The organism is Streptomyces sp. NPDC021100 (assembly GCF_044333095.1).
Lineage (GTDB): Bacteria > Actinomycetota > Actinomycetes > Streptomycetales > Streptomycetaceae > Streptomyces.
Genome location: NZ_JBIRQH010000014.1, coordinates 156,437 through 169,523, shown reverse-complemented (window position 1 = coordinate 169,523; position 13,087 = coordinate 156,437). Strand labels below are relative to the sequence as shown.

Genomic DNA, 13,087 nt, shown 5'->3' with positions numbered 1-13,087 from the left:
GAGCTTCGTCACGTCAGGTTTGGACCACTCGGGTTCCAGGTCTATGAAAAGCGACGTGCCGGCAGAAGGACCCACCGTACTGAGCAGGCGAAGCGCTGCCGTCCGTCGTCCGTTTCCTGGGAGCGCGCACAGGACAACGACTCCATACTGAGCGAGGGCTTGCTGGGCCAGCTCCCATCGCCGACTGTCACGTGGTACGACGAAGCGGTCCTCAGCGCAGGCTTGCAGGTCGGTCATGGAGACCGGCTGCGGACGCACATAGTCGTTACCATAGAAGTTCTGCGTGTCCGCTTGGAAACCGTAGCCGCCAGGGGCCACGTCTTGCGTCAGCTGCTTGGCGGGTCGGGCAGGATCACCAGGCTCTGCATCTCCACTCGTTGTCTCCGGTGGTTCCGCAGTTGTGGACCCTTCGGTCTCTTCGTCGGCTTCGTCTTCACAGGCGGGCTCGCCCGTGGGGACGGCGGGAGCGTCAGTCCGGCCGTGCTCGTCCTTTTTTCCCCAGTGCGCTTCGGAATGTGGCCGGGTTCCAGAACTTGCATCCGGTTCTCCGCCATAAGGATGTGAGTCCGGCCGATCCAACGGGGCTCCGGACAAGTCGTCTACGTTGCCGGGCTGCCACGTCTTAGGAAGAAGAGGACCGCCTTCTCCTCGTGGGCTGGGGATTCCGTCCGCAGCAAGGGGCGCCATGGCAGCCGGGTCGATAACGTCCTGGCCGTACCCCCTTCCATCGGAGGCTTCCTGCTCGGGCTCGGGATCTCCAGTGGTCTCGGCTGGATGAGTGTCTCCCATTGGCAACCGGCCGATCCAACCCATGCTCGAGAAGTGCTGCTTGCCTTGCACTGGCGGTGACGGTTCCTCATACTCGGGCACAGTAGGCAGCCCGTCGCCCTGATCGTCGCTGGTGTCTTCGGCGCGAGCACTGGGGTTCGCATCCCGGCCAGACTCCCCGGCCCGCGCGAAGTAGGAATCGTCGGTCACTTCCGCCCCCCGAATCCGTTGAAGTGCTGGTGCTGGCCTTGATAGTTACCGTTTCCGTTTTGTGTGAACGACACCGCTGCGGGAGTGGGCGACGGCGTCTGGGCTTGATCGGGCGTTCGTGTAGACGACTGCTCCGTGCCAGCGTCCGATGTTTCGAAGATGGCAGGATCCGCCAGCCCCCAGTCGAGGCCCGGTACATGTAGCCATGCGGGCTGCTCAAAAGTTTTGACCTTGGCGAGGCTTCGCGCATAGTGCGCAGGAAGGATGCCACCCGTCGCCAGGCCGCTGTGGAACACGTCTTCATGGACACGTTGCGAGATGACGACAGCTGTATTGGTCAGCTCCGGATTAGCACGTGCCAGCAGGTCGCGCAGTGCTTGGTGATCAAGCAGCCGGTGGGTCTCGACCATCGGAACGCCGAGCCCGGTGGGAGGCAACGGGCCGACATGAATACTGACGCGTAACTGCAGGGCTGACTGGCCGGGGTTGTGCGTCCGATGATCGTGCAGAACCCAGCTGAGGGCATCCGGGAAACACCCGACCAGCGCAGGCAACACCTCCGGGTCCACGCCGGCGACGTAGCCATCCCCAGTGTGCTGTGGGAATGCTCGCTGCTCCCACCTCGCGCTCAGGCCCACTGCCGACAGTGCCTGTGCCAGTACCTGCTGGATGTCTGCGTTAACCTGCTGCATTCCGGTGCTGGTGTGCGCACTGAAGCTTCTCGCGTCGACCGCGAGGACTGCGCGGTAGGGCCACAACGGCTCCCAGGACGAGGTCATATACTCCCTCATTTCTTCGTGAAAGGTGCTGGCAAGGTGGTCGCAATTGACTGTGTCGGCAGACGGCGAGGGGCATCGTCCAGCACTGGACCCTCCAACAGTGACGTGGGCCACATTGCGATGTCGTTGCCATGCCCTATTCCTCGAAGAGCCTCGCCAGAGCGGCGGCGTCGTTAACTACCAGACGGCCACGCCCCAGGGTCAGCACCCCGGTGGCGTGGAGGTCCCGGAGAGCAGCCATCACAGATGAACGGCTCATCGCCGCCATGACGGCGAGTTCCTCCCGGTCCATGCCCAGTTGTACGCAGACAGCTCCGTGATCATCAGGAACGCCAACCTCGACTGCCAGATGGCTGACCACGCGCGCAACACGTGCCCGAATCGGCAATCGGGTCAAGGCGGCATGCAGATGTTCGTTCTCCTGCATGCGCTCAACGGCGAGCCGGTACACGGCTCCCTCCAAGGAGTACCGAGCGAGATAGCCGCGGAACGCGTGCGCGAGCACTACGTACCCGGTGCAGGTGGTCACAGCCGTCACCGAGGCCGATCTGGGCCGGTCCAGGAGCGCCCCCATCTCCCCCAGAACCTCGCCCGCACCACGCAGAGCGAGTGGGACACCTTCCCCACTCGGAACTGTCTGTACGACCTTGACGATGCCTTCGGCGAGGGCGATGACGACATTCGCGGTCTCCCCTTGTCTCAACAGCACCGCCCCTCGCGGGTACTGTCGGCGCTGCCCCCGTTTCACGAGATCCGTCCATGCCTCTCCCGACACCACACCGCGAAAGTTCACAGCTCCCCCGTTTGCTTTCTCGATCCGCGCTGCTGCTAACCGATCACCGCGGCGATGGCCAGCGCGCCTGAGCCGGATACCGCTGCCGCGAACGACCACTGCACCCGGCGGTGCTTAGCCCAGGCGATCTCACTCATGACCACCATCTGCCGCGACAACGCGGCCAGAGGATCCCTCTCCCGTAACGCGCCCTCCAGTTGCTCAGGCTCGAAGTGACGCAGATGGCCGAAGAACAAGTAGTCCCCGTCAGGTTCCGGGCCTCGTCGCTCGGACCGCAGATTGGGAGACACAGCCGCTGCTGCGAGGCAGGCGCCCGCCAGGAGCGTCAGAATGCCTGCCCACCCCAGCACCTGCGCCAGAACCGATCCTGTGCGGAATCCGTGGCTGGCCACGGTCAGCACCCCGACCAACGCCAGCAGCGCCGACTGCAGACTGAGCGCGATCGACGCCTTGGTATCCGCCTTCCCCGTCCAATCGGTCAGAGCCGATTGGACCTTCCAGGCTGTGTCTAACGGATCGACTGCCACCAGTGCTTCCGCCCTTCCCAGGCTCCGGACGGCCGCGCCAGCCGACACTCGGCACCAGAATCGCTCACCCTCCACCCGAACCGGCGCGGCACCCGCTCTTCGGCCGAAAATGATCCAGGCCCGAGCACACATATACCGCTCTTATCGTCATCAACCAGAGCATCTGTCTGTGACGGCATTGGAGAACTGCGGCTAGACACAGCTCAGGGACAACTCACGATCGCCACCGAAGGCGACCCAGACTTCGAGCCCCGGCCCCTCATCCAAACGCTGTTGCCTGACTCACTGCCGATCTCGGGCGGGCCTTCCTACCAGAGTGGCGGCAAAGTTGCCGGGCAGACCCTGCGCCCCACCAAGGGATCGCAGCAGGTCAGGGCTGCGCTGACGTCGACGTGGTCGCATGTGGTCGCGGGAACCGCCACGCCTGGATAGACACTGGATGTAGCAGTTCAATGCGCAACCTTTGGAAGCGATCACTATGCGCTCCGCCACTTCTCGAGGGCGCGTCTACCGGCGCTGCGGCTGCCGGGACCACCTGCATAAACAGCTCGGATCACGCTGTCCGCGCCTCCTCGCCGATCCTGATCACGGTGCCTGGACGTTCGCCGTCGACATTCCTCAGGACGCTCCCGGCCGCCACACCGTCCGGCGCGGTGGCTTCCCCGACCGGGACACAGCTGCACAGGCCCTGCGGCGGCTGATCGAGACTGCGGGCGCCGGACTTCTGGCCGATCCAAACGAGACCGTCGCCGACTGCCTGACCGCTTGGTTGCAGGCCAAGGCCATGACGCTCAAGCCGACGACCACGGTCCGCTACCGCGCCTACGTCGACAACGATCTCGTCCCCGCGCTGGGGAAATTCAAGCTCGACGACCTCGGCTACGGGCATATCGCCGCCTTCGTCCGAGCCCAGCTCTCGCGTGGACGAGGTCCGGTCACCGTCCACCGCATCCTCGCCACGCTGTCGAGTGCACTGGGCGAGGCCGTCCGTCACCACCGGCTTGAGCACAACCCCGCACGGCCCACGATCATCCCCCGCCCAGCCGCTGCCGAACGCCACATCTGGACCATCGACGAGGCCGTCAGCTTCCTGCGGTACTGCAACGCCGCGGATCCGCTCATGGCCGACCTCGTCGAAGTTCTCATCGGGACCGGCATGCGCAAGGGAGAAGCGCTCGCGCTGCGCTGGGAGGACGTCCACCTGGACAACCGCGTCCTCTATATACGCACCACGCTCTCCGCGATCGACAACAACCGCCTGGTGATCACCACACCCAAGACCAGGAACAGCAGGAACTGGGTCGCCATCTCAAGCCGCGTCGCCGCCGCCCTCCGCCACCGCAGGCAGGAGAGATGCCCGTCAACCGCCAACGGTCTCGAGGGCGACTTCGTCTTCCACCGCGACGACGGCCGGCCGCTGCACCCGCAGTACGTCCTCAACCACTTCCACTACCTGTGCCGCGAAGCCGGTATCTCCCGCACGACGATCCATGATCTCCGACACCTGTCGGCCACCATCTCGATCAACGCCGGCGTACCGCTCACCGTGGTCTCCAAGACGCTCCGCCATTCGACGCTCTCCACCACGGCGAACGTCTACAGCCACCTCACCACCCAGGCAGCCCGCGAAGCCGTCGACATTATCGACAAAATCCTCACCCAGGCCGACCGGCCACCCACTCCCCCACGACCGATCCCAGCAGCGCGACCGCCCTGCGACCACATCCCCCAGTTGCACAACCAGATGACCACCATCAGACAGCCCACCAGCGCCAGGAACTACCCCAGAACTGTCCAAGCAGCCGTGCGCGCGTGCGACCACCTTGCGACCACAAGCCGACACAACATCAGAAAGGCCGCCCTCGCATCCCTACGAGAACGGCCTCTGACCTGCGAAAATCGCTGGTCGGGACGGCGGGATTTGAACCCACGACCCCTTGACCCCCAGTCAAGTGCGCTACCAAGCTGCGCCACGTCCCGGTGCTCGTCCGGCTCGGGCTGGTGCCCTTGCCGACCGCGCAAGAGAACAATACCGCACGCCGTGGGGTGGTCGCGCACGGATGGGCGGGCGGGGGCGGGGGCCGGGCATGGGTACCGGGGCCCGGGCGGGGCGGGGGGAGATGAGTAGCGGTACTCATGTGGGCCGTGGGCCGGGTCCGCGACGCTTCGGGGCATGAGTACTCCATCGATACAGCGGCCGACGACCACCGCGTTCTACGTCCAGGCCGCCCTCTCGTTCGGACTGTCGCTGGTGGCGCTGGCGGTCGGGATCGTGCGGCTGCCGGTCGGGGCCTGGGAGCGGGGGTTCCTGGGGCTGGGGCTGGTCTTCGTGGTGTCGTCGGCGTTCACGCTGGCCAAGTGCGTGCGGGACCGGCAGGAGGTGGACGAGATCACCAACCGGGTCGACAAGGCGCGGCTCGACAAGCTGCTCATCGAGCAGGACGCGTTCAAGGTCGAGGGGCTGTGACCGGCCTGCGGTGATCCGCGGAGGGGGTGCGGGGGGCCGGCGGGCCCGTGGGGTGTTGACCCCGGCCCCCGCACCGTGAACGATGATCCGATCGAGATCTTCCTCTCGCGCCCCGCGCAACTCCCGCACCCCAGGAGGACAGTTGGACGTCCAGGGCCCCTCGGGCACTCGCCTCTCTCCCCTCTCCCGGCGCAGATTCCTCCAGGCCACCGCGGGCACCGCGGCCGTGGCCGGGATGGCCGGGGCGGTCGGGGTGGTTCCGACGCCGGCGGAGGCGGCACCGGTTTCCCCGGCCGGGGCGGGCTCCGGGGCGCCCGTGCTGTCCTTCACCGCCGCCACCAACGGCTCGGCGTCGCTCTTCGGCGACCGCGTCGTGGCCGAGGTGCAGAACGTCCTGTGGTCGCTGCCCCGCAAGGGCGGGGACGCGGTGGCGATCACGCCGCCGGACCTGGAGCCGACGCGGCCCGTGCACTCCCCGGACGGCCGGCTGCTCGCCGTCTGCGCGTACCGGGGCGGCGGCTTCCACATCTGGACCCTCCGCCCCGACGGGACGGGGCTGCGGCAGCTCACCGACGGCCCCTGGGACGACCGGGGCCCTTCCTGGTCCCCCGACGGCACCCGGATCGCGTTCGCCTCGGAGCGCCAGGGCGACCCGGTGGCCGGCAGCCCGTACCGGATCTGGACGGTGGACGTCCGGACCGGCGCGCTGACCCGGGTGACCGGGCTCAAGGACCAGGACGGGCCGCTCCAGGACGGCGGGTGGGAGGACTTCGACCCGGTCTGGTCGCCGGACGGCAAGCGGCTGCTGTTCGTCCGCGGCCAGGCGACCAAGGACGCGCTGGTGTCCCGGACGGTGGCGTCGGTGCCCGCCGACGGCCGCGGCCCGGTCCGCGTCGAGCACACCGAGACGGCGAAGGCGCAGGTCATGACGCCGACCGTGAGCCCGGGCGGACGGCTGGCGTACCTGCGGACGACCGCCGCCCCCACCGCGTCCTGCGCCCTGGTCGTCGACGGCGCGGCCGTGCCCGTCGACGGCGACGTGGAGCCGGTGCCGCCGCGGTGGATCTCGCGGGACGAGCTGCTGCTGACCGTCGAGGGGCAGTTCCGGGTCGTCCGCGTCACGCCCTCCAGCGGGGGGAAGGAGCCGGGAGCGACGACCGTCGCCACCGTCCCGTTCGCCGCGAAGCTGCCGGTCGACCGGCCGCGGTACCGCGTCAAGCGGTACGACGTCGAGGTCGGCGGCGTGGGCCGGGTACGGGCGGTGCACCTGCCCGCGCTGTCCCCGGACGGCCGCCGGGTCGCGTTCGCCGCGCTGAACGCGCTCTGGGTCGCCGACGTCGACGGCGGCGCGGCGCCCCGCCGCGTGGTCCGCGCCGACGCCACCCGCTACCTCCTCGGCCCGTCCTGGACACCCGACGGCAAGGCGCTGGTCTACGCCGACGACCGCTCCGGGCTGCTGGCCGTCCGCCGGCACGACCTCGACTCCGGCGAGGACGCCGAGCTGGCCGGCGGCGGCCGGGTGAGCCCGGCGCTCTCCCCCGACGGCAAGCGGCTGGCCTGCCTCGACCTCTCCGGCAACCTCCTGGTCCGCGACCTCGCCGCCGGCACCGACCGGGTACTGGCCGCGCCGATGGGCGGCGGCGGGCTGCCGGGCCGGCCGAGCTGGTCGCCCGACGGCCGGTACGTCGCGTACTGCGACCGCAACCGGCTGAACCAGCGCTTCCGCGAGGGCTACAACCTCATCCGCGTCATCGACACGTCCGACGGCACGTCGCGACTGCACGCCCTGGCCCCGCACGCCTCGGTCTCCGACCGCTACGACTCCGGCCCGGTGTGGTCGCCGGACGGCCGCCACATGGCGGTGATCAGCGAGTCCGCGCTGTGGCTGCTGCCGGTGAAGTCCGACGGCACCCCGGCGGGCGCGCCCCGCCGGCTCACCGGCGAGGCGGCCGACCACCCGTCCTGGTCGGCGGACTCCCGCCGGATCCTCTACCTGTCGGCCGGGAAGCTGCGCCTCCTGGATGTCGACAAAAACGAGGCGCGGACCGTCCCCGTCCGGCTCGACTACCGCCGCCCCACGCCCGTCGACACGGTCGTGCACGCCGGACGGTTCTGGGACGGCACCGGGAACACCGTCCGGGAGGACGTCGACGTCCTCGTCCGGGACGGCCGGGTGCACTCCGTCGAGCCGCACCGGGCGGGGCGCGCCGCGCGGCGCCGGGTGGACGCGTCCCGGCGGACGGTGCTCCCCGGCCTGTGGGACGCGCACACCCACCCCTGGCAGATCACCTACGGCGGCCGGCAGACCGCCCTCCAACTCGCCTACGGGATCACCACGGCCGTCTCGCTCGGCGGCGCCTCCTACGAGCAGGCCCGGATCCGCGAGGCCGTGAACGCCGGCGAGCTCGCCGGGCCGCGCCTGCTGACCTGCGGCGAGCTGCTGGACGGCAGCCGGGTCGCGTACAGCATGGGCCGGGCGCACCGCACCCGCGAGGGCCTGCGCCGGTCGCTGTCCCGGGCCGCGGCCCTCGACTGGGACTTCGTGAAGACGTACGTCCGCGCGCCCGGCTGGGTGATCGAGGAGGCGGCCCGGCACGCCCACGACGTGCTGGGGGTGCGCACCGGTTCGCACCTCTGCACCCCGGGCGTCCAGCTCGGCCAGGACCTGACGACCCATCTGCAGGCCACCCAGCGACTGGAGTTCGGGCACGCCACGTCGGCGAGCGGCCGGGCGTACGAGGACGTGCGGGAGATCTACACCCGGACGGACTTCCACATGATCGCGACCATCTTCACCTCGACCCCGCTCATCGGCGAACAGCCGGGCCTCGCCGAGGACCCGCGGGTGACGCGGCTGATGCCGCCGTGGGATGTGGACCTCGTCCGCAAGACCGCAGCCGAACGGCCGACCGGCGACCAACTGGCCACGCTCCGCACCGAGGTGGACGTCTACCGGCGGATCCTCTCCGGCGGCGGTCTCGTCGCCCTCGGCACGGACGCCCCGCTGGTCCCCGTGGGCCTCTCCCTGCACATGGGCCTGCGCGCCCTGCACCGCCACGGCCTCTCCCCCGCCGAGACGCTGCGCACGGCGACGGCGATCCCGGCCCGGGTGTTCGGCGCGGAACGCGACCTCGGCACCCTGGAGACCGGCAAGCTCGCCGACATGACGATCGTCGACGGCGACCCGTTCACCGACTTCGACTCGCTGGTGCGGACGGAGTCGGTGCTCCGCGGCGGCCTCCCCTTCGAGCAGCGGAAGCTCCTCGACGCCTACGCCGGCGACGCGGCCCCGGCGGCCCGGCACGGCAGCTCGACGCACGGCGAATGGCTGGAGGTGGGACGGCTGCTGCGGCGCGACTCGTGCTGCGACCCGGGGCACTGAGAGGCCGGGGGCACTGAGAGGCCGGCCGGCCGGTCCGCGCCGCTCCGAGAGCTCTCGGGCCTACGCGCGCGGCGGTGCCCGGGAGGTGGCCGGGGACCGCCGCGCGACGGTTCAAGCGGTGGCGGGCCGGCGGCGACGCGTGGCCACCGCGTCGGGGACGCGCGGCGCCCGGCTCACCTACTTGCCGTGGTCGCCGTGGTGGTCGCCGTGCCCGCCGTGCCCGTGATGGTCCCGGTCCTCGCCGCGGCCGTGGTGGTGGTCGCGGCCCTCGCCCTTGCCACGGTCGTGGTCACAGTCCGCGCCCCGGCTGGGGTGGTGGTCACAGTTCTCACCCCGGCCGTGGTGGTGGTCACAGTCCGCGCCCCGGCCGTGGTGGTCGCCGTCCCCGCACCCATGGCCGTGGTCGCAGTCGTCACCCCGACCGTGGTCGTCGTGGCCCTTCCCCTCCTTGTGGCCCTTCCCGCTCTCGTGGCCCTTCCCGTCCTTGTGGCCCTTCCGTTCGTCGTGCCGTCCGTGCTCGCAGTCGTGGCCGCACGGGCCGGTGGCCGTCGCGCTGCCCACCCGGGTGTCGGTCGGGGAGTTTTCGGCGGCCGAAGCGGCTCCCGCTCCCGTCATGAAGAGCGCCGCCGCGAACGGGACGGCAGCCATGAACGTGAGGACGCGTGCCTTGCGGGTGCTTGCCATGCCAGTCCTTTCGAACGGCCGGATCCACGCGGACGGCGGTCCGGTCCGAGTCGGCTTTCCGATCGCCTCCAGTTGACACCCGGCCGTCGGGCGAGGGCGTGGCAACCATGGGGTCCTTCATGCTCAAGGGTGTACAGGCCGGTTTAAAATCGCTCATCGATCCAGGCGCATCACGTGCCAACCGCCGTGCCGCGCAGGGCCGGTTGCCGACGCGTCGGAGCCGACCGCGCTTTTCGCCGGATTCCGAAAGCACACGGGAAAACACACAGGGAAACGCACGGGGAATGCGCGGGGAACGCGCGGAGGAACGTTCCCTCCGACGACTCCCGCCCTTTCCGGTCGGCCCATGCCTCCGCGCGCCCCCGCCGCGGCGCCTCGCGCCGCTCGGCCGGGTGAGGAGCCGGTCGACGCCGGCCGCGGTGGCGGCAATTGGCCTGATATGTGGTGTCGTTGTGGGCGAGCGGGCCATAAGTTCGCCGGGTATTCCCGATTTCCGGAGGTGCATCATGAGACGGCACATCCTCACCGGCACGCTCACCGGCGCGCTCGCCGCCGCCGGCCTGATCGTCCCCTTCCAGGCGCACGCCGCGGCTCCGGTCGCGCCGGCCACCCAGTCGTCGGCCACCGTCTGGGACAAGTGCGAGGCCGCGCTCGACTCACCGCACGAGTCCCACACCAACCCGGACGTCATCAACGTCCACGCCGACCTCAAGGGTTGCAAGCAGAAGATGCCGGAGTACTCGATATCCGTCACCCTCTACAAGGAAGGCACGCAGGTCGCGCACGACAGCGGCTCGGGCAAGAACAAGTTCAAGGCACGGGTCGTGGCCAACTGGCCTCCGCCGAAGGGGGAATGTTACTCCTACTCGGCAAAGGCCACCTTCACGATCAAGGCCGACGGGAAGACGCACAGCGCCTCCCTGGAGAACCACAGCCAGGGCAAGATCTGCATCAAGAAGTAGGCACGACCACGGCCGGTACGGCCCCCGTGCCTACCGGCCCCCACCGACCACCGGCGAGGCGAACGACATGACCGGGCACACCCTCTTCCTCGCGGTCACCGACCGAACCGGCCGGACCGGCCGCCCCGACCCGGCCTTCGCCCTCACCACGCTCGCCGTGGACACCGGACGCCTGGAGGAAGCCGAGCAGCGCGCGGCCGACGCGCTCACCGGCCTCGCACCGGACGCGGACTGGATCGGGCTGGCCCCGTCCGTACGACGCGAGGTCGTCGACCGGGTACGCGCGGTGCCGCACCACGCGGTCGACCACACCGAACACGACCGCGACCCGGCACGCTCCGCCTCTCCCCTGGCCGACTGCCTGCGCAGCCTCGCCACCGGCGACACCTTCGCCGGGATCGCCGCGCAGCCGTACGCCGTGTACCTCACCGGCGGCCTCCGCGTCCGCGACCCGGCGTCGGCCCCCCTCCTCGCCGGCGCCCGGTCCGTCCACCCCGACGCCGAAGCCCGCTTCCCCGCCCTGGCCCGCCTCACCACCCTCCTCGCCACGGCCGCCGCTCCCTCGATCGACGCCGTGGTCGTGGACGAGGAGGACCTGTACGACGCCTTCGACCGGTACACCCTCGGCGGACTGGCGTAACCGGAACGCGTCGCCGCTGACACGACCGGTTCCGCCCGCCCCTCCCGCTCCCGTTCTCACACCGCCCCGACGCCGCACCGCCCGCACGCCGTCGCCGGCGAGCCGGTGCCCGGCTCACCCCGCGTCCCGCCGCCGTATCCGCAGGCCCGGCATGTGGGCGCGTGCGACGCGTCCGTCGGCGGGGTCCAGTGGATGACGCGCTCGATCACGACCGGCAGGGGCTCGGTCGGGTGGACCGTCCAGTCGGGGCAGAAGGCGATGTTGTTCCAGCCCTGCCGCCAGGTGCGCCAGCCGTGCGCGGCGCGCCAGGCGGCGCCGGTGGGGTCGTGGCGGCGTCCCCGTGCCTTCTCCGCCAGCCGGTCCGCCGCGCGGGCCCGGACGTGGGCGTTCCAGAGGCACCGGGCGGCGTGGAGTTCGTCGGCGGCGCGGATCAGGGACGCGGGGTCGTCCTCGACGTTCTCCGGGATCCGCGCGCTCAGGGTGAGGTGGTGGTACGTGGCGTGGAAACCGTACGGCGCGAAGTGCACCAGGCAGGAGCGCAGGTCGGAGCGGCGCATCCGGGCCGGGAGGCGCTCGTCGTGGACCCGCCGCAGGTGCAGGTTAAAACTGCTCAACCGGGAAGCCCCCTCTCAGCGTTCGGCCGCGAGGTCCAGCCGTGCCGCCGGAGCCGGGGCCCGGCCGGCGCCGCGTTCCTGGGGGGCTTCCGCCGCGACGGTCTGCCACCAGGGGTCCGGGCGCAGTCCCGCCGCCGGTTCGAACGGCTGGCCGGGGCGGGGGACGGCGTAGCGGACGCCGGCGCGGCGGGCGGCGGTGACGGTGCGTTCGGCGGGCTCGTCCCACGGGTGCGGGGCGAGGTTGAAGGTGCCCCAGTGAATGGGGAGGAGGACGCCGCGCTCGGCGGGGGCGGAGCCCTGGAGGTCGAGGTGGGCGCGCAGGCCCTCCTCCGGTTCCATGTGGATGTCGGGCCAGAACTCGCTGTACGCGCCGATCTGGATCATGGTGGCGTCGAACGGGCCGTAGCGCTCGCCGATGCCGGCGAAGCCGGGGAAGTAACCGGTGTCACCGCTGTGGAACACGCGGTGCCGGGGGCCGGCGATGACCCAGGACGCCCAGAGGGTGTGTTGGGTGTTGCGCAGCGCCCGTCCGCAGAAGTGGCGGGCGGGGGTGGCGGTGAGGGTGAGCTCGCCGACGAACGTCGTCTCGTGCCAGTCGAGTTCGGTGATCTGCCCCGCCGGGATCCCCCAGTGCTCCAGGTGCGCGCCGACGCCGAGCGGTACGACGAACTCCGTGCCGGTCCGGGCCAGCGCGCGGACGGTGGGCATGTCCAGGTGGTCGTAGTGGTCGTGGGAGATGACCACGGCGTCCACCCGGCCGGTCTCGGCGAGCGGTATCGGCACCGGGTGCAGCCGGCGGGGGCCCGCGAAGGCGAACGGCGAGCAGCGCTCGGACCAGACGGGATCGATGAGCACCCGGTGCCCGTCGATCTCGGTGAGCACGGCGGAGTGGCCCATCCAGGTGAGCCGCAGCCCCGACTCGGCGGGTTCCGCCAGGTCGGCGACGGTGGTCGGGTGCACGGGGATGGGGTGGGCGGGGGCGCGGCGGACCCGCTCCTCCTTGCGGAAGTAGGTGGGCAGGTAGCCCAGCATCGAGCGGGTGCTCGGGGTCCGCTCGGGGCCCGGGGGGTTGACGAAGACGCCGCCCGCGAAGTGCGGCGAGCGCAGGATGCGGGCCATCCGCTCCCCCGACGGGTCGGCGCCGAAGGCGGCCGGGCGGAGCGCGTCGAGGGGGTTTCTGGGGACGCGGAAGCCGGTCACGGCACCTCCAGGCATGGGGAACGGTCCGTCTCATTATCGGACGGTCCCGCCCGCCCGCGCC

The 13,087-nt window shown here is 70.6% G+C and carries 10 protein-coding genes, 1 tRNA gene and 1 pseudogene; 5 read left to right on the top strand and 7 right to left on the bottom strand.

Annotated features, from left to right (window positions below; genetic code table 11):
* Window positions 1-974: 974 nt before the first annotated feature.
* The 3 genes from ACH4PU_RS24245 to ACH4PU_RS24235 form a co-directional block, all read right to left on the bottom strand.
* Window positions 975-1,757, bottom strand: a complete 783-nt coding sequence (locus ACH4PU_RS24245) for a hypothetical protein (RefSeq protein WP_398275702.1) — start codon at window positions 1,755-1,757, stop codon at window positions 975-977.
* A gap of 136 nt (window positions 1,758-1,893) precedes the next feature.
* Window positions 1,894-2,535, bottom strand: a complete 642-nt coding sequence (locus tag ACH4PU_RS24240) for a Crp/Fnr family transcriptional regulator (protein ID WP_398275699.1) — start codon at window positions 2,533-2,535, stop codon at window positions 1,894-1,896.
* A 50-nt stretch (window positions 2,536-2,585) separates the two neighbouring features.
* Entirely contained in the window at window positions 2,586-3,077 is a 492-nt protein-coding gene (locus tag ACH4PU_RS24235) for a Pycsar system effector family protein (protein ID WP_398275696.1), read from the bottom strand.
* A 478-nt stretch (window positions 3,078-3,555) separates the two neighbouring features.
* Between ACH4PU_RS24235 and ACH4PU_RS24230 the strand changes: the two are divergent.
* Window positions 3,556-4,632: pseudogene (locus tag ACH4PU_RS24230) on the top strand (tyrosine-type recombinase/integrase); the annotation flags it as partial.
* Window positions 4,633-4,980: 348 nt separating this feature from the next.
* Here the strand turns inward: ACH4PU_RS24230 and ACH4PU_RS24225 are convergent.
* Window positions 4,981-5,057: transfer RNA gene (locus ACH4PU_RS24225), tRNA-Pro, on the bottom strand.
* A gap of 193 nt (window positions 5,058-5,250) precedes the next feature.
* Here ACH4PU_RS24225 and ACH4PU_RS24220 point away from each other — a divergent pair.
* Window positions 5,251-5,544, top strand: a complete 294-nt coding sequence (locus tag ACH4PU_RS24220; RefSeq protein WP_185942180.1) for a YiaA/YiaB family inner membrane protein — start codon at window positions 5,251-5,253, stop codon at window positions 5,542-5,544.
* A gap of 142 nt (window positions 5,545-5,686) precedes the next feature.
* The gene (locus tag ACH4PU_RS24215) at window positions 5,687-8,926 is read left to right on the top strand and encodes an amidohydrolase family protein (RefSeq protein ID WP_398275692.1); all 3,240 of its coding nucleotides are present in this window, start codon (window positions 5,687-5,689) and stop codon (window positions 8,924-8,926) included.
* Between the two features lie 177 nt (window positions 8,927-9,103).
* Here ACH4PU_RS24215 and ACH4PU_RS24210 read toward each other — a convergent pair whose 3' ends face one another.
* The gene (locus ACH4PU_RS24210; RefSeq protein ID WP_398275689.1) at window positions 9,104-9,610 is read right to left on the bottom strand and encodes a hypothetical protein; all 507 of its coding nucleotides are present in this window, start codon (window positions 9,608-9,610) and stop codon (window positions 9,104-9,106) included.
* Between the two features lie 506 nt (window positions 9,611-10,116).
* Here ACH4PU_RS24210 and ACH4PU_RS24205 point away from each other — a divergent pair.
* Together ACH4PU_RS24205 and ACH4PU_RS24200 are read left to right on the top strand one after the other, a co-directional pair.
* Window positions 10,117-10,572, top strand: coding sequence for a hypothetical protein (locus ACH4PU_RS24205; protein WP_398275686.1), 456 nt, complete (start codon window positions 10,117-10,119; stop codon window positions 10,570-10,572).
* A 67-nt stretch (window positions 10,573-10,639) separates the two neighbouring features.
* Entirely contained in the window at window positions 10,640-11,212 is a 573-nt protein-coding gene (locus ACH4PU_RS24200) for a hypothetical protein (RefSeq protein WP_398275683.1), read from the top strand.
* A gap of 56 nt (window positions 11,213-11,268) precedes the next feature.
* Here ACH4PU_RS24200 and ACH4PU_RS24195 read toward each other — a convergent pair whose 3' ends face one another.
* Window positions 11,269-11,826 carry a hypothetical protein gene (locus ACH4PU_RS24195; protein ID WP_398275680.1) on the bottom strand — a complete coding sequence of 186 codons (558 nt, stop codon included), beginning with the start codon at window positions 11,824-11,826 and terminating at the stop codon, window positions 11,269-11,271.
* 15 nt (window positions 11,827-11,841) lie between these two features.
* Entirely contained in the window at window positions 11,842-13,026 is a 1,185-nt protein-coding gene (locus tag ACH4PU_RS24190; protein ID WP_398275824.1) for an MBL fold metallo-hydrolase, read from the bottom strand.
* Window positions 13,027-13,087: the final 61 nt, after the last annotated feature.

Bases quoted from the DNA above. Each gene is read 5' to 3' on its own strand.
- ACH4PU_RS24200 (WP_398275683.1), top strand. From the start codon at position 10,640: ATGACCGGGCACACCCTCTTCCTCGCGGTCACCGACCGAACCGGCCGG.
- ACH4PU_RS24245 (WP_398275702.1), bottom strand. From the start codon at position 1,757: ATGACCTCGTCCTGGGAGCCGTTGTGGCCCTACCGCGCAGTCCTCGCG.
- ACH4PU_RS24220 (WP_185942180.1), top strand. From the start codon at position 5,251: ATGAGTACTCCATCGATACAGCGGCCGACGACCACCGCGTTCTACGTC.
- ACH4PU_RS24210 (WP_398275689.1), bottom strand. From the start codon at position 9,610: ATGGCAAGCACCCGCAAGGCACGCGTCCTCACGTTCATGGCTGCCGTC.
- ACH4PU_RS24205 (WP_398275686.1), top strand. From the start codon at position 10,117: ATGAGACGGCACATCCTCACCGGCACGCTCACCGGCGCGCTCGCCGCC.